General features: G+C 68.4%; 17 protein-coding genes and 1 pseudogene. 7 read left to right on the top strand and 11 right to left on the bottom strand.

The genetic code is table 11. The annotated features are described in order from the left end of the window. The first annotated feature begins 206 nt into the window (after nucleotides 1-206). On the top strand, nucleotides 207-1,142 hold the full coding sequence (locus MKL20_RS24515; RefSeq protein ID WP_244038856.1) for a helix-turn-helix domain-containing protein: 936 nt from the start codon (nucleotides 207-209) through the stop codon (nucleotides 1,140-1,142). A gap of 49 nt (nucleotides 1,143-1,191) precedes the next feature. On the opposite strand, the gene MKL20_RS24510 is transcribed toward MKL20_RS24515, so the two are convergent. From MKL20_RS24510 to MKL20_RS24500, 3 genes are all read right to left on the bottom strand, one after another. Continuing rightward, complete coding sequence (locus MKL20_RS24510; protein ID WP_244038855.1) at nucleotides 1,192-2,364, bottom strand: glycosyltransferase; 1,173 nt, start codon at nucleotides 2,362-2,364, stop codon at nucleotides 1,192-1,194. A 115-nt stretch (nucleotides 2,365-2,479) separates the two neighbouring features. Further along, complete coding sequence (locus tag MKL20_RS24505; RefSeq protein WP_244038854.1) at nucleotides 2,480-2,875, bottom strand: thioredoxin family protein; 396 nt, start codon at nucleotides 2,873-2,875, stop codon at nucleotides 2,480-2,482. Between the two features lie 122 nt (nucleotides 2,876-2,997). Continuing rightward, nucleotides 2,998-3,294 (bottom strand): hypothetical protein, encoded by a 297-nt coding sequence (locus MKL20_RS24500; protein ID WP_243961520.1) that lies wholly within the window; start codon nucleotides 3,292-3,294, stop codon nucleotides 2,998-3,000. 272 nt (nucleotides 3,295-3,566) lie between these two features. On the opposite strand from MKL20_RS24500, the gene MKL20_RS24495 reads away from it, so the two are divergent. Then, the gene (locus tag MKL20_RS24495; RefSeq protein ID WP_244038853.1) at nucleotides 3,567-4,214 is read left to right on the top strand and encodes a TetR/AcrR family transcriptional regulator; all 648 of its coding nucleotides are present in this window, start codon (nucleotides 3,567-3,569) and stop codon (nucleotides 4,212-4,214) included. A gap of 57 nt (nucleotides 4,215-4,271) precedes the next feature. Continuing rightward, a complete protein-coding gene (locus MKL20_RS24490) occupies nucleotides 4,272-4,733 on the top strand; it encodes a DUF2852 domain-containing protein (RefSeq protein WP_244038852.1) in 462 nt (153 codons plus the stop codon). 56 nt (nucleotides 4,734-4,789) lie between these two features. Here MKL20_RS24490 and MKL20_RS24485 read toward each other — a convergent pair. Continuing rightward, nucleotides 4,790-6,475, bottom strand: a pseudogene (locus tag MKL20_RS24485) (methyl-accepting chemotaxis protein). Nucleotides 6,476-6,996: 521 nt separating this feature from the next. On the opposite strand from MKL20_RS24485, the gene upp reads away from it, so the two are divergent. The 4 genes from upp (at nucleotide 6,997) to MKL20_RS24465 (ending at nucleotide 10,715) form a co-directional block, all read left to right on the top strand. Beyond that, entirely contained in the window at nucleotides 6,997-7,632 is a 636-nt protein-coding gene (gene upp, locus MKL20_RS24480; RefSeq protein ID WP_244021021.1) for a uracil phosphoribosyltransferase, read from the top strand. A 159-nt stretch (nucleotides 7,633-7,791) separates the two neighbouring features. Beyond that, complete coding sequence (locus tag MKL20_RS24475) at nucleotides 7,792-9,030, top strand: ABC transporter substrate-binding protein (RefSeq protein WP_244038851.1); 1,239 nt, start codon at nucleotides 7,792-7,794, stop codon at nucleotides 9,028-9,030. A 202-nt stretch (nucleotides 9,031-9,232) separates the two neighbouring features. After that, nucleotides 9,233-10,255, top strand: a complete 1,023-nt coding sequence (locus MKL20_RS24470; protein WP_244038850.1) for an NAD(P)H-quinone oxidoreductase — start codon at nucleotides 9,233-9,235, stop codon at nucleotides 10,253-10,255. Between the two features lie 154 nt (nucleotides 10,256-10,409). Continuing rightward, the gene (locus MKL20_RS24465; protein WP_244038849.1) at nucleotides 10,410-10,715 is read left to right on the top strand and encodes a hypothetical protein; all 306 of its coding nucleotides are present in this window, start codon (nucleotides 10,410-10,412) and stop codon (nucleotides 10,713-10,715) included. 61 nt (nucleotides 10,716-10,776) lie between these two features. Here the strand turns inward: MKL20_RS24465 and MKL20_RS24460 are convergent, their stop codons facing one another. The 7 genes from MKL20_RS24460 to MKL20_RS24430 form a co-directional block, all read right to left on the bottom strand. After that, nucleotides 10,777-11,658: a 3-hydroxybutyryl-CoA dehydrogenase gene (locus tag MKL20_RS24460; RefSeq protein WP_244038848.1), complete on the bottom strand. Its 882-nt coding sequence runs from the start codon at nucleotides 11,656-11,658 to the stop codon at nucleotides 10,777-10,779. A gap of 192 nt (nucleotides 11,659-11,850) precedes the next feature. Next, nucleotides 11,851-12,804 carry an electron transfer flavoprotein subunit alpha/FixB family protein gene (locus MKL20_RS24455; protein ID WP_244038847.1) on the bottom strand — a complete coding sequence of 318 codons (954 nt, stop codon included), beginning with the start codon at nucleotides 12,802-12,804 and terminating at the stop codon, nucleotides 11,851-11,853. 72 nt (nucleotides 12,805-12,876) lie between these two features. Next, a complete protein-coding gene (locus tag MKL20_RS24450; protein WP_243961558.1) occupies nucleotides 12,877-13,626 on the bottom strand; it encodes an electron transfer flavoprotein subunit beta/FixA family protein in 750 nt (249 codons plus the stop codon). Nucleotides 13,627-14,016: 390 nt separating this feature from the next. Next, nucleotides 14,017-14,589 (bottom strand): cob(I)yrinic acid a,c-diamide adenosyltransferase, encoded by a 573-nt coding sequence (locus MKL20_RS24445; RefSeq protein ID WP_243961568.1) that lies wholly within the window; start codon nucleotides 14,587-14,589, stop codon nucleotides 14,017-14,019. 92 nt (nucleotides 14,590-14,681) lie between these two features. Then, entirely contained in the window at nucleotides 14,682-15,308 is a 627-nt protein-coding gene (locus MKL20_RS24440) for an acyloxyacyl hydrolase (RefSeq protein ID WP_244038846.1), read from the bottom strand. 170 nt (nucleotides 15,309-15,478) lie between these two features. Beyond that, nucleotides 15,479-15,664, bottom strand: a complete 186-nt coding sequence (locus MKL20_RS24435; protein ID WP_243961574.1) for a twin transmembrane helix small protein — start codon at nucleotides 15,662-15,664, stop codon at nucleotides 15,479-15,481. Nucleotides 15,665-15,803: 139 nt separating this feature from the next. Then, nucleotides 15,804-18,446, bottom strand: a complete 2,643-nt coding sequence (locus MKL20_RS24430) for a TIGR02302 family protein (RefSeq protein WP_244038845.1) — start codon at nucleotides 18,444-18,446, stop codon at nucleotides 15,804-15,806. Between the last annotated feature and the right edge of the window lie 55 nt (nucleotides 18,447-18,501).

Here is an 18,501-nt window from a genome sequence, read left to right as displayed (position 1 = left end):
ACGTTTGGGCCTCTTGGCCGATTGCGTAAAGCTCTCGGATCTGGAACGGCATGCGTCATGCAAAGTTAACCGGGCCGGCACTCGGTCTGCCAGAAGGTTTATGACGTGAGGGTTCCGTGAATGTCAAAGATAAGGTTCCGATCCTTATTCAGTCCACGGACGCTGTAGAGCCGAACAAAGCGTTCGAGTACTGGTGCGATACGGTAATGCCCGCCGGGGATATCACGGCGCTCGAGTCCATCGTGCCGTTCTCGGCCAGCCGCATGCTCGCGGCGTCCGCGCACGGCACGATCATGCGCACCGTCAGCGGCCCGATCGATGTCGAACGCGCGGGGCGGCACATCCGCCGCGACGGGGGCGACGAGATCGCGATCATGCTGATCACCGCGGGGCAGGGCTATGTCGAGCAGGGCAACAACGGCACGCTCCTGCGCACCGGCGACGTGGCGTTCCGCGCGATGGGCCAGCCGGGCGCCGCCGGCAGCCGGGACGGCTACGAAGAGATCCGCCTGATGGTGTCGCGTGCCGTCTTCCTGGAGCAGGTCGGCAATCCGCAGGATGTCGCCGGGCGCAAGCTCGGCAACACGCCGCTGAACGGGCTGCTGAAGGCTTATCTCGGCTCGCTGGCGACGTCGGTGTCCAACATGTCCGAGGCGGAGACCGGTATCGCCGTCGAAGGCGTGCTGCACCTGCTCCACGGAGTCCTCCACGGGCAGACCGAGCCCGGCACTGGTGAGCTCTCGACCGAGGCTTTGCGCTCGTTGGCGCTCACGCATATCCAGCGTCGGCTGCACGAGCCCGAATTCGGTCCGAATGCCCTGGCGGAAGCCCTGCAGGTCTCCCGCAGCCGCCTCTACGCGGCCTTTGCCGGCGGGGAGGGAATCGCGGCCACGATCCGCGATGCGCGGCTCGACCGCGCCCACGACCGGATCGTGATGATGCAGACAACCGGCGGCCGGATCGGGTCGATCATGGTGAGTTGCGGGTTCACCGACTCAGCCACCTTCAGCCGTGCGTTTCGCCAGCGCTTCGGCTTCTCGCCGCGCGACCTCGTCGCCCAGGGGGCCGGCTGGGGCGCGGTCCCGAAAGGCACCTACCGGCCGGAGGATTCGCGGCGTCTGTCAGTGCCGTTGCGCGCGTAGTAGCCCAGCGCAATGGACAATCCTCGAATGCCGAGGGGATGACCGCAGGCTAGATCCCTCCGCCGCGCGGATCGGCGACCGGACGCCTGGGGGTCGCCGCGTCCGCGGCCGAGCGGGCGAAGCCGGCGACGCGCTGGACCAGCCGGATCGCCGCGACGCCGACTCGCGCCAGCCGGATCTGGCCGGGAAGCTGGCGCGGACCGATCGGGCGGTACACCAGGCGCGGGCTGGCGCGCTCGGCCTCCGCGATGGCCTGCCCGAGTGGGAGCGCGGCGATCCGGCCGGCCTCCGCGGGAGCGATCCCGATGGCGCGCGCCCAGGCCTGATTCGCGCGCAGGCTGCCTCTGCCGTGCAGACGCCGGAACCGCCGCCGCCAGAGATAGCGGCGCACCACCCGGGGAAACGTCTCCATCCGGGCGTCGCACAGCGCGTCCGGCTCCTCGCAGCGCGAGCGGATCGTGTCGGCGACGCCGCCCGGCGCCCGGCCGGTGAGACGGGCCGAGATGGTCACGCAGACATCAGTGGCGTGGCGGACGCGCAAGCCGTGCTCGATCAGCCGCGCGATGAAGGCGCCGTCCTCGCCGAGCGGGATCTCCGGCATGCCGCCGACCGCGAGATAGGCCTTGCGGGTCACCGCCAGGGTGGCGCCGATCGCGGTGCGGTGGCAGGGCCACGGATCGTGCGGATCCGGATCGATCCGGGCCTCGGCCTCGGTGATCAGGGCGTCGTAGATGTCTTCGAGGCGGCCGCGGGCGGGCAGGGACGGCGGCAGCAAAGCGGCCTCTGCGGCGTCGAGCTCGACCCGGCCGGCCACCGCGTCGGCGCCGGCCTCGATGGCGGCGCGGTTGCGGACGACCCAGTTCGGCGGCACGCGGCTATCCGCATCCGTCGACAGGATCATCCCCACATTCCCCGCATCCCCCAGCCAGTCCGCCGCGGCATCCATGGCTTTGCGCCGGGCCCAGCCGGCATGCGCGCCGGAGAAATCCTCGGTCTCGACCCGCACCGGGATCGACAAAGTCGGCACCAGCCGGGCTACCAGGGCGTCGGTCCCGTCGGTGCAATTGTTCAGGAACAGCACCAGCCCGAGGCTATCCCGGGCGAGCCCGACCTGCGCGTCGATGGCCCGAAGGCAGGCCTCGATCCGCTCGACCTCGTTGCGCACCGGGATCGCGATGATCGCGCTCGGCGCGGAAGCGTTGTGCGGGGTGGTGCGCGTCACCGGGTACGGTCTCCGTCTCGCCCCCCGCGGACGGATCGGGGGCGAATTGGCTATGCCGGACGCCGCCTGAACGAAACCGGAAGGTTTTTCCGGCCGATCGGTCGAGGGCGGCGGTTCAGAGCGTCTTCTCAAGCAAGCCCTCGATCCATTCCGGCTGGGTCTCGCCCACCGAGCGGCCGGTCTCGGTCTCGCCCTTGTAGGCGATCAGCGTGCTCTGCATCCGCGCATTGAACCGGCGCAGCAGGTCCTTCTGGCTGTCGAAGTCGATGTCGAAGATCTGAAGCTCCTTGAAGCGCGGCTCGGTGGCGAGACGCGCCAGTATCGGCTTCTGGGTCTTGCAGATCGGGCACCAGGGGGCGCTGACCTCGATCAGGATCGGCTTGCCACTCTTCTGCGCGGCCTCGAAGGCTGCGGCCGAGAACGGCATCGCCTCACCGGCCAGGGCGGGCGACAGGCAGGCGGCGAGACCTGAGCAGACCAGCGCAAGGATGCCGCGGCGGCGCATCGTCATGGGTTTTCTCCCTGGCGGCACCGATTGTGTGTCGTCTCTCGGCATCCGTCCGGTCGTGGTTACACGAACGACAGGGAAACGCTGCCGCAATGGCGCGGCTCCCGCGGCCTCGGCCCGTCACATCATCGAGAGGCCTCGGCCTGCCGGTCCTGCTCGATCAGGTCGGCGATGTCCTGGGCATCCACCGCATCCATCGGACGCCGGATCCGCAGCGCCCGGGTCGGCGCGCCGGCGCGCATCACCAGCACGATCGTTTCCATGTCCGGGCAGCCGGGATCGGCGCAGGCGATCTCGTTCACCGCCAGTGCGTCGGCCTCGGTCAGGCCGAGGGCGGCGATCAGGTCCCGTTTCAATCGCGACGCGATCTCGGCGCGTTCCGCCGAGCGCGTGCGCCATGCTTTCAGACTCACGAAAGCCATGCCGAATGGTCTTCCCTCTGGCGAAGGCCGCAGTGATATGTCCGTCTTCGCAAAGGGCGATGCGATTCGGCCGAGCGCGATCCGATCCCGGTGCGCCTTTTGGAGTACCTCACAAAACGCCCGTTCATGGAGAGTCTCGTTCTGCACTGCAAAGCGCAGCGGGAGTTTTGTGAGAGGCTCTCCGGCGGGTCAAGCGATCGGCCCCCGTTCGCGACCGCAACAAACGTCGGGCTCGACCGTAATGCCTGCGCACGCGCGGAGGACATGACACCTTGCGACCCTGGCGAGACGGACCGGGCGACCGGCGAAGCTATCACCACGGGAACCTCAAGGAGGCCCTGATCGAGGCCGCGCGCCGGTTCATCGCCGAGCGTGGGATCGGCGGGTTCGCGCTCGTCGATGCCGCCCGCCTGGTGGGGGTGACGCCGGCGGCTCTGTACAGGCACTTTCGCGGTCGCGAGGCGCTGCTGGAAGAGCTAGCCGGGCGCGGTTTCGCGGAACTCGCGGCCCGCCTCGCGCGGGCGCTGACCTCTCGGGGCACGCCGCTCGAACGCTTCACCCGGATGGGCGAAGCCTATTTGGCCTTCGCCGAAGAGGAGCCGGCCTATTACGCGGCGATCTTCGAGACCCGCGGCACCGTCGCCGCCGCCCCCGAAACCGAGACGCCGCCCGGTCGCCCGTCCCCGTTCGACCTGCTGGTCGAGGCGCTGCAGGCCACCTTCGCGGATGGGTTCGGGGGCGTCGCGCCCCGGTTCATCGCCCTCGAGGTCTGGGCGCTGGCCCACGGCCTCGCGACCCTCTCGGCGGCCGGGCACCTGCCGCGGGGGCCGGGCTTTCCGGACAAGTACGAGCTTCTGCGCGCCGGGGTGCTGGCCCTGGTCCATGGCGCGGCACAATCGGGCGACCGATCGCGGTCTTGAAAGCCCGCCTGGGCACCCGCATGTTAACTCCGTTCACATGAGCAGCGGAGCCAAGCCGTGACCACGCAATCCTCCTCCCCCTGGGCGACCGGCAAGCTCTGCCGTTCAGGCCCCTTCCCCCGTCGCTCCCTCGAAATCGGCGCGATTGTCGTCGGCTTTATCTATTGGTGGCCGGTCGGCCTGGCGCTCGTCGCCTGGAAGATCGCCGGATATCCGGCCTTCGCGGAACTGCGCGATGCCGCCCGCCGGGGCGTCGCCGGCTTCGAGGGCGGCGGCCGCTCGGCCTCGCGCTTCGCCCAGGCCTTCGAGGCGGCCAATTCCGGCGGCACCGGCAACGCCGCCTTCGATGCCTACCGCCGTACCGAGCTGGACCGGCTCGAGGCGCAGCGCAAGGCGCTGGAAGACGAGAGCCGCGCCTTCACGGATTTCGTCGAGGAGCTGAGGCGGGCCAAGGACCGCGAGCAGTTCGACGCCTTCATGGCCAAGCGCCGGGGCGAGGGCGGCTCCTACACCGCCTGATATTCGTCTGCTCCACGGGACCCGGCCGACAAGCCGGGTCCTGCTTTCGATAGGCGTTACGCCGCCCGCACCGTGTCGAGGAAGCGGGAGACTTCGGCGCGGAGGTGCTCGGACTGGCGCGACAGCTCCGAGGCCGCGCCGAGGACCTGGGTCGCCGACCGTCCGGTTTCCTCGGCGGCATCTGCGACGCCCGAGATGTTGCTGGTGACCTCGCCGGTGCCCTGCGCCGCCTGACCGACGTTCCGGACGATCTCCTGCGTCGCCGCACCCTGCTCCTCGACCGCTGCGGCGATCGAGGTCGCGACGGTACTGATCTCCTGGATGCGGGCGGTGATCGAGCCGATCGCATTGACCGCCTGGCCGGTCGAGGCCTGGACTCGGGCAATCTGGCCGGCGATCTCCTCCGTCGCCTTGGCGGTCTGCTCGGCCAAGGCCTTCACCTCGGAAGCGACCACGGCGAAGCCCCGTCCCGCATCGCCGGCCCGCGCGGCTTCGATGGTCGCGTTCAGCGCCAGCAGATTGGTCTGCCCGGCGATCGAGGAGATAAGGCCGACCACGTCGCCGATCCGGGCGACGGCGCTGCTCAGCTCGTGCACCAGGGCACCGGTCTACCCGGCCTCGTCGACCGCGCCCTGCGCGAGCTTGGCCGAGCTGTCCATCTGCCGGCCGATCTCCTGCACTGAGGAGCCCAATTCCTCGGCCGCGGCGGCCACGGTGTTGACGTTGCTGGCGGCTTCCTCCGCGGCGGCCGCCACCGCGCCGGACTGTGCGGAGGTCTCTCCGGCCATGGCCGACATCGCTCCGGCCGTGGCCTGCAACTCCGTCGCCGAGGACGAGACCATGCCGATGATGCCGCCGACCGCCTGCTCGAAGCTGTCGGCCATCTGGCGCATGCCGGCCTTGCGCTGCTCCTCGGCGGCGGCGCGCGCCTGTGCGGTCTCGGCCTCCAACGCGCGGGTACGGATCAGGTTGTCCTTGAATACTTCCACGGCCGCCGCCATGGCGCCGATCTCGTCGCGCCGATTCCGGGCCGGCACCGTCACGCCGGTGTCGCCGCCGGCAAGCCGGGACATGACCTGCGTCATCCGCTGGATCGGACGCGAGATGCGATACAGAGAGAAGGCCGCCGCCGCGAGCGCCGCGAGAACGGAGAGGATGCCGTTGCCCCAGGCGGCCGCGGCCGCGGTGTTGGCCCGGTCTACCGCGACGGTGACTTCTTTCTTCGCGTTCTGCTCGTTGAAGACGACCAGGCGGGACAGCGCGGCGCGCGCATCGTCATAGATCTTGACCGTGTCGGCGCCGGTCAGCATCGCGAACGCGTCCGCCTGCCGGCCGGAACTCGTCAGCCGGCGCATCTCGCCATCCACCCGCTCGTAACGGACCCATTGGGCCGCGAAGGTGTCGTACAGGGCCTGTTCCTCGGGGTTGGTAATCAAGCGCTCGTAGGCCCGGCGCCGCTCGCCGAACTGCGCCAGCGTTGCCGCGAGCTGAGTCTCGCCCGCCGCGCGATGGTCGCTGTCGAGCGTCATCAGGCGGAATTGCTTGATGCGCACCTCCGAGGCCGCAATCTCGACTTCATTGATCTGGACCAGAGAGGGCAGCCAGTTGTTTGCCACTTCCGTCATCGAATGCCGGATGTCGGTCAGTTCGATGATCGACAAACCTCCCTGGCCGGCCGCGAGCAGAGCGAACAATCCGAAGATCGCCGCGAGCGTCGTCTTGAGAGAAACGGTGAGGCGCATGGTTTGGCCCAAGTTCGCAGTGGATGCGCCCAATAACAGCCTGAAGGCGGATCTGGAAAGAGCGTAAACATTGAGTCCGTAAGATTGTGGGGTGATTCATCAAAAAAGTTACACGGAAGTGAACGATCACGTAGATTTGTTTTCTCAACCGATTTAGTATTCGTGTGACACTGTATTTATATTGGAATCACCATCAGTTCGGAATGATTCCAAGATTCTGATCGAGTAGGACTTGTGAAACAGGTTTGCCGGTCAACCCGATAGGTCTTCTGCGGCTTCTGCTGTCGTTGCTGTAATCGGTCTACTTGAGGTTTAGAGACGTCCTCGTTGGTTTCCAAGCGTCGTCGCCACGCCGTCCGAGCCCTGCGTGGACTGCGCCGCCATGGGCGCGCGCAACCGCCGGCGGCCTCCGGCCCGTGCCGGGGGATGGACGGCTTCGAATACGGATATTCGCACCGAGTCATGTTGCGCCCCGGCCCCCGCTCCGGCATTCCTCCCCCTCCGGGTTGGAGGGATGTGCGATGCCGACGAGTCGGGTCACGGTGGTCGATCACCCTCTGGTGCAGCATAAGCTCACCTATCTGCGGGACAAGAATCGGTCGACCAAGGGGTTTCGCCAGATCCTGAACGAGATCGGCATGCTGCTCGCCTACGAGGTGACGCGGGATCTGCCGCTGGAGCCGGTCACCATCGAGACGCCGATCCAGTCGATGGAGGGGCGGCAGATCCAGGGCAAGAAACTGGTCTTCGCCCCAATCCTGCGGGCTGGAGTCGGCTTCCTCGACGGCATGCTGTCGCTGGTCCCGTCGGCGCGGGTCGCCCATGTCGGGCTCTACCGCGACCCGGAGACGCTCGAGGCCGTCGAGTACTATTTCAAGGCGCCATCCGACCTCGCCGACCGGACCGTGCTGGTGCTCGATCCCATGCTTGCCACCGCAAACTCCGCCATCGCGGCGCTTGACCGGCTGAAGGCCCGGGGCGCGTCGGACCTGCGCTTCGTCTGCTTGCTGGCCGCCCCGGAGGGGCTCGCCAAGTTTCAGGCCGCGCATCCGGACGTGCCGATCTGGACGGCGGCCATCGACAGCCACCTGAACGACCACGGCTACATCGTGCCGGGCCTCGGCGATGCCGGGGACCGGATGTACGGAACGAGGTGATCCGGCGTTCCGCTCGGACGAACGTCGGTTCTATCGATTTGCCGACCGGTGTTTCGTGATCCGGTCGGATGCACATTGTATTCATCTGCCCGAATGCTACAAAAATCGTCCGACCCCGATGCGGCGCCAAAAGCCGCACGGCCCGGAGGAGGAAGCACCATGGCGATGGACCGCAGCGTGACGAGCCGGGCTTTGGCCTTGCTGGCGGCCGGGTTGTTGGCCGCGGGCGAGGCGCGGGCCGCGGACCCGATCAGGATCGGGGTGATCGCCGAAGCGCAGTCGGTTGTCGGCGCCTCGATCCCGCAAGCAGTCCAGCTCGCCGCCGACGAGATCAATGCCAAGGGCGGCGTCGATGGACGCCAGATCCAGGTGGTCTCCTACGATGACAAGAGCTCGGCCTCCGACGCGGTCCGCGCTTTCCAGCGGGCGGTCAGCGAGGACAAGGTCAACCTCGTCATCGCCAGCTACATCTCCGAGGTGGTGCTGGCGCTGATGCCCTGGTCGGCCCGGCTCAAGACCCCGATGATCACCCCGGGCGCCGCCTCCAACGAGATCAGCCTGGCGGTCCACAAGGACTACGCCCGCAACAAGTACACCTTCCACGGATACCTCACGTCCGCGGCTTTGGCGCAGTCGATCTGCGACTCGACGAAGGACATGCTGCTTGATCTGATGAAGGTGAAGACCGCCGCCATCATGAGCGAGGACGCGGCCTGGACGCGTCCGCTCGATGTCGGTTACGAGAAGTGCCTGCCCGAGATCGGCGTGAAGGTCGTCGACCACATCCGGTTCTCGCCGGACACGGGCGACTTCACGCCGATCTACAACAAGATCGAGGCGGCCAAGCCCGACCTGATCGTCACCGGCATCTCGCATGTCGGCGTGCAGCCCACCGTGCAGTGGCGCAACCAGCAGGTGCCGCTCGCCATGACCGGCATGAACTCGCAGGCGACCTCCTCCACCTTTTGGGCCAACACCAATGGCGCGACGCAAGGCGTGATCTTCCAGAGCATTGCGGTGCCGGGCGCCGCGATCACCGACAAGTCGTTGGCGTTCAGCGAGGCGTTCAAGAAGCGCTTCGGCAGCGATCCGTCCTATGCCGGCTACATGGCCTACGATCAGGTCTACTACACCGCCGACGCGGTGAAGCGCGCCGGCTCCACCGAGGCCGACAAGCTGGTGGACGCCCTGGAGAAGACCGACTGGGTCGGCACGGTCGGCCGCACCCAATTCTACGGCAGGGACGACGACTTCACCCACTCGATCAAGTACGGGCCGGGCTTCGTCACCGGCCTGATGGCGCAGTGGCAGGACGGCAAGCAGGTGGCGATCTGGCCCAAAGGTCTCGCCCAGGGCCAGATCATCCTGCCACCAGCCGTGAAGGCCGCGGCGCGATAGGTTCGAGCCGTTCCCGATCGCGTCGCAATCGGGTTCGCCTCTAAGGTCTTGATGTGACGCGCTCGCCGCCGAACCGGTACCCACTTCGGCGGCGAGCGCTCGAACCCCGTCGCACGCTTGCCAAGCGCGCCCATTGCCGCAAGTACAGCCGGACCGCGCCTCCGGGCATGGCCCGGACCACGCATGCGTTGAGGATACTTCCATGGCCAGCCCCGCCCTGCCCGAGACCATGCGCCGGATCCACTTCACCGGCCCCGGCGGACCCGAGGTGATCGCGGTCGAGACCGCGCCGCTGCCGAGCCCCGGTCCGGGTCAGGTGCTGATCGAGGTCGTCGCCGCCGGGGTGAACCGGCCGGACGTGATGCAGCGTGCCGGCCTGTATCCGCCGCCGCCCAGTGCCACCGAGATCCCGGGCCTCGAAGTCGCCGGCCGCATCGCCGCGCTCGGTGAGGGGGTCGATACATTCTCGGTCGGCGATGAGGTCTGCGCGCTGGTGATCAGCGGCGGTTATGCCGAGTTCGCCGTCGCGGAGGCGTCCCATTGCCTGCCGCGCCCGAAGGCGCTGTCGCTGGTCGACGCGGCCGGGCTGCCGGAGACCTTCTTCACGGTCTATTCCAACGTCGTGCAGCGCGGCCGTCTTGCCCAGGGCGAAAGCTTTCTGGTGCATGGCGGGTCGAGCGGCATCGGCGCCACCGCGATCCAGATCGCCAAGCATGCCGGCGCCCGGGTGTTCGCCACAGCGGGCTCGGCCGAGAAGTGCCGGTTCTGCGAGGAACTCGGGGCCGACGCGGCGATCGACTACAAGCAGGCCGACTTCGCAGAGGAGATCAAACGGCTGACCGACGGGCGCGGCGTCGACGTGATCCTCGACATGATCGGCGCGAGCTACCTTGCCCGCAACCTCAAATCGCTGGCTCCGGATGGCCGCCTGGTGATGATCGCCCTGATGGGCGGCTACAAGGTTGACGGCCTGAACATCACCCCGATCATGCGCAACCGCCTGACCTTCACAGGCTCGACCCTGCGGCCCCGCCCGAAGGCCGACAAGGCCGCGATTGCCGAGGGGCTGCGCAAGGATGTCTGGCCGGAGCTCGAGGCCGGGCGGATCCGGTCGGTCACGCACGCGACCTTCCCGCTGGAGCAGGCGCAGAAGGCTCACGAACTGATGGAATCGAGCGCCCATCTCGGCAAGATCCTGCTCACCACCGGCCGCGAGAGTCTTTGATCTGGCGCGCTCGCTCGCGCTGAACCGGCATCCATTTCGGCGGCGTGCGCGCTAACCTCAGCGATCGGCAGGAACCCGTCTCGGCGACGCCGCGTTGGCGGCCGGTAACGAAATCGTGTCGCGCACGTCGCGTTCGGGCGGGGAAGGATTGGATATGGCCGAGAAACTGAACCCGCAGGAGAGCCGGCAGGGCGAGCGCGGCAAGCCCGTGCTCTGGGTCCTGGTCGCCAGCCTCGTCCTGCTGGCCATCGCCACGGTGGGCCTGCTGACCTGGAACGGCGCCAATGCGCCGAAGGATTACGCCAGCCAGAGCCAGGATGCGTCGCGGCGCGAAGTGACAGGTTCGGTCAACGGCCAGTCCGGCGGCGCTTCGCCGTCGAGCAGCAGCGCGGTCCCGGGCGGTAATCCGTCCTACCCGCAGCCGGCCCAGCCGAACGCGAACGGCGGCACCGCGAAGTGATGTTGTGATTTGGGGCGGCGCCCGGCGCCGTCCCACGTCACGATCGATCCGTGCCGGCGCCTCAGCGGGTCGGAATCGGCGTCGGCCCGCGGTAATCGTAAAACCCGCGCTTGGCCTTCCGGCCGAGCCATCCGGCCTCGACGTATTTCACCAGCAGCGGGCAGGGGCGGTACTTCGAATCCGCCAGCCCCTCGTAGAGCACCTGCATCACCGACAGGCAGGTATCCAGCCCGATGAAATCGGCGAGCTGAAGCGGACCCATCGGATGGTTCGCGCCGAGCTTCATGGCGGTGTCGATCGACTCGACCGATCCGACGCCCTCGTAGAGCGTGTAGATCGCCTCGTTGATCATCGGCAGCAGGATCCGGTTGACGATGAAGGCCGGGAAATCCTCGGACATCGTCGAGATCTTGCCGAGCTTGGCGATGAACGCCTTGGCCGATTCGTAAGTAGAATCTTCGGTTGCGATGCCGCGGATCAGCTCCACGAGCTGCATCACCGGCACCGGGTTCATGAAGTGGATGCCGATGAACCGCTCCGGCCGGTCGGTGGCTGCGGCGAGCCGGGTGATCGAGATCGACGAGGTGTTGGTCGCCACGATCGCGTCCGGGCGGAGCGACGCGCAGAGGCTGGAGAAGATCTCCCGCTTGGTCGCCTCGTTCTCGGTCGCGGCCTCGATGACGAGGTCGGCGGGCCCGAGATCGGCGAAGCCGTGGGCCGGCTGGATGCGGGCCCGGATCTCCCGGCTCTCGCCCTCGCCGATGGTGCCCTTCGACACGAGGCGGGCGAGGCCGGCGTCGATCGACGACAGGCCGTTCTCCAGACGGTTCGGGTCGCGGTCGTTCAGCAGGACGTCGAGACCGGCTGTCGCGCAGACCTGCGCGATGCCGCTGCCCATCTGGCCCGCGCCGATGATGCCGACCCGCTTGATCTCCATGTCCATCTGTCGACCCGTGCCCCCATACCGGCACCGACGTGCGACCACCCGACGGGGTGGCGCCAGCACCGACGCCGCGGCCCGCGCAAAGGCGAACCGTCCATGACTTCTAGACCATTCTCGTTCGCAGAAGGAACCCGCCGATACGCGTGTTGCGACAATGCTCGTCCGCTGAATCCGTCCGAGCGCGCAAGTTGTTTACTGGCCCTTCGCCTTCCCGATCTCCGCCTGCAGGTCCGGCACAACCTGGAATAGGTCGCCGACCAGGCCGTAATCGGCGACCTGGAAGATCGGCGCGTCCTCGTCCTTGTTGATCGCGACGATCACCTTCGAGTCCTTCATGCCGGCGAGGTGCTGGATCGCCCCGGAGATGCCCACCGCGACGTAGAGGTCCGGCGCCACGACCTTGCCGGTCTGGCCGACCTGCCAGTCGTTCGGCGCGTAGCCGGCATCGACCGCCGCGCGCGAGGCGCCGACCGCGGCGCCCAGCGCATCCGCCAGCGGCTCGATCAGCGCGTGGAACTTCTCGGAGGAGCCGAGCGAGCGGCCGCCCGACACGATGATCCGGGCCGAGGCCAGTTCCGGCCTGTCGGACTTGGCGATTTCCTCGCCCTTGAAGGTCGAGCCGCCGGCCTCGGGGGCCGCCGCGGAGACGGCCTCGACAGGGGCCGCAGCCCCGCCCTCTTCGGCCGCCTTGAACGCCGCGGTGCGGACCGTGATCACGGTCTTGCCGGCGGGAATCTGCACGGTCTGGATGGCGTTGCCGGCGTAGATCGGCCGCTCGAACGTGTCGGGCGCGACGACCTTGATGATGTCCGAGACCTGCGCGACGTCGAGCAGGGCGGCGACCCGTGGCAGCACGTTCTTGCCCGTGGTCGAGGCCGAGGCGATGACGATGTCGTAGGGCTCGGCGATCGACGCGATCAGCGCCGCCACCGGCTCGGCGAGGTCGTGGTCGTAGACCGCGTCATCGGCATTCAGGACCTTGTCGACGCCGTTGAGCTTGCCCGCCGCCTCGGCCACCGCCTTCGAATTGCTGCCCAGCACGAGGGCGTGGACCGGCGCGCCGATACCCTTGGCGGCGGTCAGCGCCTTCAGCGTGCCGTCCTTGATCTGACCGTTGCCGTGCTCGACGAAGAGGAGAGTCGTCATGTGCGCGTGAACCTCGGTTGCGGCTGGCCGCGCTCGACCGTCTCGACGGGAACGCGGCTCAGCTCAGGAAAATCAGATGACGCCGGCTTCGACCTTGAGCTTCTGCACGAGTTCCGCCGCGGACCCGACCTTGACGCCGGCGGAGCGTCCCGGCGGCTCGGCGGTCTTGAGCACCTTAAGCCGCGGGGTCACGTCGACGCCGAGCGCCTCGGGGCTCAGCTCCTCGAGCGGCTTCTTCTTGGCCTTCATGATGTTCGGCAAGCTCGCGTAGCGCGGCTCGTTGAGGCGCAGGTCGGTGGTGACGATCGCCGGGAGCTTGAGGCTCACGGTCTGCAGGCCGCCATCGACCTCGCGGGTCACGTCGAGGCTGCCCTCGGAGGCCTCGATCTTGTACGCGAAGGTGCCCTGCGGCCAGCCGAGCAGCGCGCCCAGCATCTGGCCGGTCTGGTTCGAATCGTCGTCGATCGCCTGCTTGCCGAGGATGACGAGCTGCGGCGTCTCCTTCTCGACCACGGCCTTCAGGAGCTTGGCCACCGCCAGCGGCTCGCAATTTACGTCGGTCTTGACCAGGATCGCCCGGTCGGCACCCATGGCGAGAGCGGTGCGCAGGGTCTCCTGCGCCTGCTGCGGGCCGATCGACACCGCCACGATCTCGGTGACGGTGCCCTTCTCCTTCAGACGGATCGCCTCTTCGACGGCGATCTCGTCGAACGGGTTCATCGACATCTTGACGTTGGCGAGTTCGACCCCGGAGCCGTCGGCTTTCACGCGGATCTTGACGTTGTAGTCCACCACCCTCTTGACGGGCACCAGCACCTTCATGGCGGTCTCGATCCTTCCCCGGGGATTCTTGTCGTCGGACCCGCCGGTCCTTCGCGCTTTCGGCGCTCAGGCTGGGCAGGCACGCAAAGCGCGCGGACCGTAACGGCCACATTTCCGCCTTGTCAACGCGGGGCGATCGCGCGGCGGGAGTGAGGTCGGGTTCTACGGATCGACGGGACCGCCGGGCCAATGCTTCGTCGGCTCGTCCGCCTCTCCCGATGGCGGGGCCAGCCATTCCTTCGGCCCTCGCGTCCTCGGCCGGACTGCGAGGACGAAGGCGGCACCGACGGTCAACACACCGATGCCGATCCCGAGAACGATGGAAGCCCATTCAGGCATATCGTTTGTCGGATCCTCAACAGACTCCAATCGAGCCGGCGCCAAACGGCCTCAGCGATTGGCGCCGGGCACCCACAACACGTCGTCGGCCCCGTCGGCATTCGCAGTGCGGCTCGCCACGAACAGGAAGTCCGAGAGGCGGTTCAGATACTGGATGGCCTCGGGCGAGACCGCCTCGCCCTCCCGGTCGGCGAGGCTCACGGCCAGCCGCTCGGCACGCCGGCAGATGGTGCGGGCGAGATGCAGAGCCGCCGAGGCCGGCGATCCACCGGGCAGCACGAAGGATTTCAGCGGCGGGATGGTCGCGTTCAGGGCGTCGATATCGCGCTCAAGCCGCTCGACCTGGCTGGCGACGATTCGCAGCGGCTCGTAGGGCAGGGGCTCCGGGCTCGGCGGTGTCGCGAGGTCGGCACCGAGATCGAACAGGTCGTTCTGGATCGCCCCGAGCATCGCGTCGAGGGGGCCTTCCGTGTGCAGCCGGACCATGCCGATGCAGGCATTGGTCTCGTCGACGGTGCCGTAGGTCTCGACCCGCAGGTCCGCCTTGGACCGGCGCTGCCCGTCCGCCAGGGCGGTGGTGCCCTTGTCGCCGGTGCGTGTGTAGATCCGGTTGAGCTTGACCAAAGGACCTGCGCCTCAAACCGGTCGCCGGGCGGGCGACCCCGTGAACGCTAGGGCGTAAGGCCGTTCTGCTGACGGCGCAATCGGCCTGAATCTCAGAACGTGTAGCCGATCTTGCCGCCAAAATTGGTCAGGCCGCGGTTATTCGCGCAGAGACCGGCATTGGACATGTGCTCGACCGTGGCCATGACGCTCCAATGTTCGGTCAGGCGGTAGCCGAGCGCCGCCGCCTCGCGGAACATCGGCGAGCAGCCCAGCGTGTTGAAGCCGTAGGGCGTCTGCGCCTTCGGTCCGGTATAGCCGTTATGGGCGACGCCGCCGAAGAAGCCGTCGAGGAAGACGCGCCGGCCCAAGGTCTCGGGGAAGATGTCCACGGTCCAGGTGGCGCCGAGATAGGCGTAGCTGGTCCGGCCGCCGGTGTTGTAGCTGCCGCCCACGGTCGGACGCGGCACGAAGGCCTGCCAGAACGGATCGGCGCTGACCTGCGGCTTGGCGAACAGGATCTCGCCGTTGACGTTGGCCTTGCTGAAGCCCGGGAGCTTGCCCTCGGCGCTGCCCGGATCCTGCACCGCGCCGCCGATGCGCACCTCCGACACGATGCTGAGTGGCTGGGCCGGTGCCGCGTAGGCCGCCGGCAGCGGGGGCGCATCGGCCGCGAAGGCCGGCAGGATCGCCGCACCGGTGATGAGGCTGACGGTGCAGATACGGAGGGCGGCAATCATGGGGCTCGGCCGGTTAGGCTTGGCGAATTGGCTCACCCGAGCGTAGCACGAGCCCCACTCACGCCAGCGGCCAATTCATCCCGGTCGCCCGCGAAAGGCGCGGGGTGCGGCGGGACGGACACAGTGCGGCGCCGTTCCGAAGGATGGTTTCCGCGTTCGGAAGGCCTCGTTCAGGCCGAGCGCCACCAGACGACGCCCATGATGATCAAGATCGCCACGAACTGGAGCAGCACGCGCAGGCGCATCAGTTTCTGGGAGAGGTTGGCGTTGCCGCCCCGCATCATGTTGGCGAGGCCGAACAGCAGGATCACGGCGACCGCCGCGCAGGCGACGAAGACGAGCAGATTGGACGACATGACGGGAGGGATCCGAATCCGACGGGCGCCGTGATCCGGCGCGCCGCCGCTTGACGAGACGATGGGCGTTCGACGCGCCGTCACGGAAAGCCGGTTCGGCGCCTAGGGGCGTGTCACGAGAGTGAGATAGGGCGCGCCCTCAGTTGCGCCGGAGCAGGCGCTCGAAATAGTCGAGCTCCTCCCTCGGCCGGGTCGGGTCGCCAAGCTTGCGCCGCAACTCTTCCATGATGCGGCGCGCACGCTGGACGGCGGATTCGTCGGCGGTCGGGACCCGGACGCGGCCGTCGCTCATGTCGCGGCCCTTGGTAGGGCGCCCGAGCGGGTCGTCGTCGCGGGCGCCGGCCTGACCCTGCTGCCCCGGCTGCTGGCCGCCTTCCTGCTGGCCTTCGTCCTGGCCCTCGGCCATTTCCTGCATCTGCTGCGCCATGCCCTCGGCGCCCTTCTTGAGCCCTTCGAGCGCGCGGCCCTGGGCGTCGACCGCCTCGTCGGCATCGCCCTGCTTCAGGGCGTTCTCGGCCTCGCGCATGGCATCTTCCGCGTCGGAGAGGCCCTGCTCGCCGCGCATGCCGTTCTCCTTCATGCGCTGCTCGAGGTCCTCCAGGCGCTGGCGCAGCGCCTGCTGGCGGTCGCCGACATTGCCCTGCTGTCCCTCACCCTGCTGACCTTGGCCTTGCTGCCCTTGGCCCTGTTTCCCTTGGCCTTGCTTGCCCTGTCCCTGCTGCGGCCGGCCCTGTTGGCCCCGGCTACCTTGCTGGCCTTGCTGCTGCTGCTGTCCGCGATTCGACGGGCGCTGGCCGCCTTGCGGCTCCTGCCCATCCTTGAACGTCTCGTCGCGCAGGCCCTGCTGCTCGCGCGCCATGGCGTCGAGGTCGCGCATTTGCTTCTGCATCTCGCGGCTGGCCTGATCGGACTTGCCGCCCTTCTCCGCGGTCTGCAGGTTCTCCAGGATGTTGCGCAGCTGCTCCATCAGGCGCTGCGCCTCGGCGGTGTCGCCGCGCTTCATCGCTTCGGCCATGTCCTGGATCATCTTGTCGAGATCCTTGGGCGTGACCGTCTTCGATTGCTGGTTGTTCTGGCTCTTCTCGCCCGGATCGCGGGGCTGGTGGCTCTGCTTCTCGGCCATCTGCGAGAGGAACTTGTCGAGGGCCTGCTTGAGGTCCTGCGTCAGGCGCTTGATCTCGTCGTCGGGGGCGTTGCGCTCGATCGCCTCCTTGAGCCGATCCTGGGCCTGCCGCAGCTGCTTTTCGGCATCCGACAAATCGCCGTCCTCGATCTTGAGGGCCATCTCCCAGAGGAGATCGGCGACGTCGATGAGGTCGGCATCGGTCTTGGCCTTGCGCAGGCGCTCAGTGGCGGTTCTGAGACCGAGGAACACCGGCGGCTGCGGCGTGAACATGTCGGGCGCGACCAGCAGCGCGTCGAGGGCGCCCTGGACCCAGAGGCGGTCGGTGTCGGGCGCCGTCACCAGGCGGCGGCGATCCTCCGCGAGCGCCCGTGCCAGGGGATCCCGGAACGGCCGAGCCGGCAGCGTGATCTCGGAGACTGGCGTGCGCCCTTCCTGGCCGGCCTCGTCCTTGACGACGATCTGGTAGCGGACGCGGGCGCCCGACCACGGGCTGTCGGTGAGGTCGACCAGGGTCTTGGTGTCGGTCTCACCCGAGGCGTCGGCCGGCAGCGCCAGGTTGATCCGCGGGATCGGCGCCAGCGAGCGGCCGGTTTTCATCGGCTCGATCACGCCTTCGGCGGAACTGATTCCGTAATCGTCCTTGGCCCGGTACGTCAGGTTGAAGGTGCCGCGGCCGTTCATCTCCGGACCGCCCACGGCCGTCACCTCCGGCGGCTTGTCCGGGATCGCCTCCACGGTCAGGCGCTGGCGCCCGGCCGGGGTGACGATCACCAGTTCGGCGCCGCCGACGATCCGGTAGCGCTCCTCGCGCAGGTCGGGGCGCTGGTCCTGCCCCGGGATCGGCGTGAGTCCGGCATTGGGCGTCAACGTCGTGTTCGCCGCCGCTCGGCCCTGGCCCGCGATCCGCACGATCAGCTGTGCATTGACCGGCGCCCGCAGGTGCTGGTCACTGCCATCCATGGCGATCAGGAGCGGCGGCAGCCTCGTGTAGAGCGGCGGATCGATCCAGCCGTCGACGCGGAAGTTCGGCCCCGGAGCGACCGGCTCGTGCCAGTCGAACGCGGCGCCGAGCCGGTCCCGCCATTCGGGGCTGGCCACGAACAGGCTGGCGACCGCGGCGACCACCATCCCGGCGCGCAGGGCGTAGGGGTCGCGCCGGGTCATGCCGGGGCGCGGCAGCCCGACCTTGAGGGAAGCGACCGCCTGGGCAGCCCGGCGCTGGTGCAGCGCCCAGAGGGTCCGGCTGCCCGGATCGCCGGCGCCGACCGCCAGCGAATCCTGCGCCGCCGAGGCGGGGCCATGGCGGAGCGCCGGATCACGCGCCGCCGCTTCCCGGTCCAGCCGAGCCAGGGCGATCCGGCGATCCGGCCGCGCGAGATGCACCAAGGGCAGGAGCGAGACGACCAGCAGGAGGGCCAGCACGGCCAGCCCGATCTGGCGCCAGAGCGGGGCGAGATCGAGCCAGAGGCCGGCCCAGGACAGGGCGAGAAACAGCAGCAGGACGCCAAGCCCACGCCAGAGTACCGGCCAGGCCTGCTCCCACAGGGATGCCACCCGCGCCTGGGCGACGAGCCGGTCGAGCCGCGCGGCGGCAGCCTGTCCCGTGTCGGTGCCGGTCGTGCCGGTCGCGTTGCCGAAGCCGTCCCTGTCGTCCACGCCGACCGTTCCGCCTCACGCCGAGGAATGTGTCAGGGGCGCCCGGAAGGATCCG

The sequence above is a fragment of the Methylobacterium sp. E-066 genome, assembly GCF_022829635.1.
Taxonomy (GTDB): Bacteria; Pseudomonadota; Alphaproteobacteria; order Rhizobiales; family Beijerinckiaceae; genus Methylobacterium.
This window is presented reverse-complemented; position numbering and strand designations above follow the sequence as displayed.

What these genes read in the sequence shown, in the direction of transcription:
- MKL20_RS24505 (WP_244038854.1), bottom strand. Translation starts at nt 2,875, where the DNA reads ATGACGATGCGCCGCCGCGGCATCCTTGCGCTGGTCTGCTCAGGTCTC.
- MKL20_RS24515 (WP_244038856.1), top strand. Translation starts at nt 207, where the DNA reads ATGCCCGCCGGGGATATCACGGCGCTCGAGTCCATCGTGCCGTTCTCG.
- MKL20_RS24450 (WP_243961558.1), bottom strand. Translation starts at nt 13,626, where the DNA reads ATGAAGGTGCTGGTGCCCGTCAAGAGGGTGGTGGACTACAACGTCAAG.
- MKL20_RS24470 (WP_244038850.1), top strand. Translation starts at nt 9,233, where the DNA reads ATGGCCAGCCCCGCCCTGCCCGAGACCATGCGCCGGATCCACTTCACC.
- MKL20_RS24500 (WP_243961520.1), bottom strand. Translation starts at nt 3,294, where the DNA reads ATGGCTTTCGTGAGTCTGAAAGCATGGCGCACGCGCTCGGCGGAACGC.
- upp (WP_244021021.1), top strand. Translation starts at nt 6,997, where the DNA reads ATGCCGACGAGTCGGGTCACGGTGGTCGATCACCCTCTGGTGCAGCAT.
- MKL20_RS24475 (WP_244038851.1), top strand. Translation starts at nt 7,792, where the DNA reads ATGGCGATGGACCGCAGCGTGACGAGCCGGGCTTTGGCCTTGCTGGCG.
- MKL20_RS24455 (WP_244038847.1), bottom strand. Translation starts at nt 12,804, where the DNA reads ATGACGACTCTCCTCTTCGTCGAGCACGGCAACGGTCAGATCAAGGAC.
- MKL20_RS24435 (WP_243961574.1), bottom strand. Translation starts at nt 15,664, where the DNA reads ATGTCGTCCAATCTGCTCGTCTTCGTCGCCTGCGCGGCGGTCGCCGTG.
- MKL20_RS24460 (WP_244038848.1), bottom strand. Translation starts at nt 11,658, where the DNA reads ATGGACATGGAGATCAAGCGGGTCGGCATCATCGGCGCGGGCCAGATG.
- MKL20_RS24465 (WP_244038849.1), top strand. Translation starts at nt 10,410, where the DNA reads ATGGCCGAGAAACTGAACCCGCAGGAGAGCCGGCAGGGCGAGCGCGGC.
- MKL20_RS24440 (WP_244038846.1), bottom strand. Translation starts at nt 15,308, where the DNA reads ATGATTGCCGCCCTCCGTATCTGCACCGTCAGCCTCATCACCGGTGCG.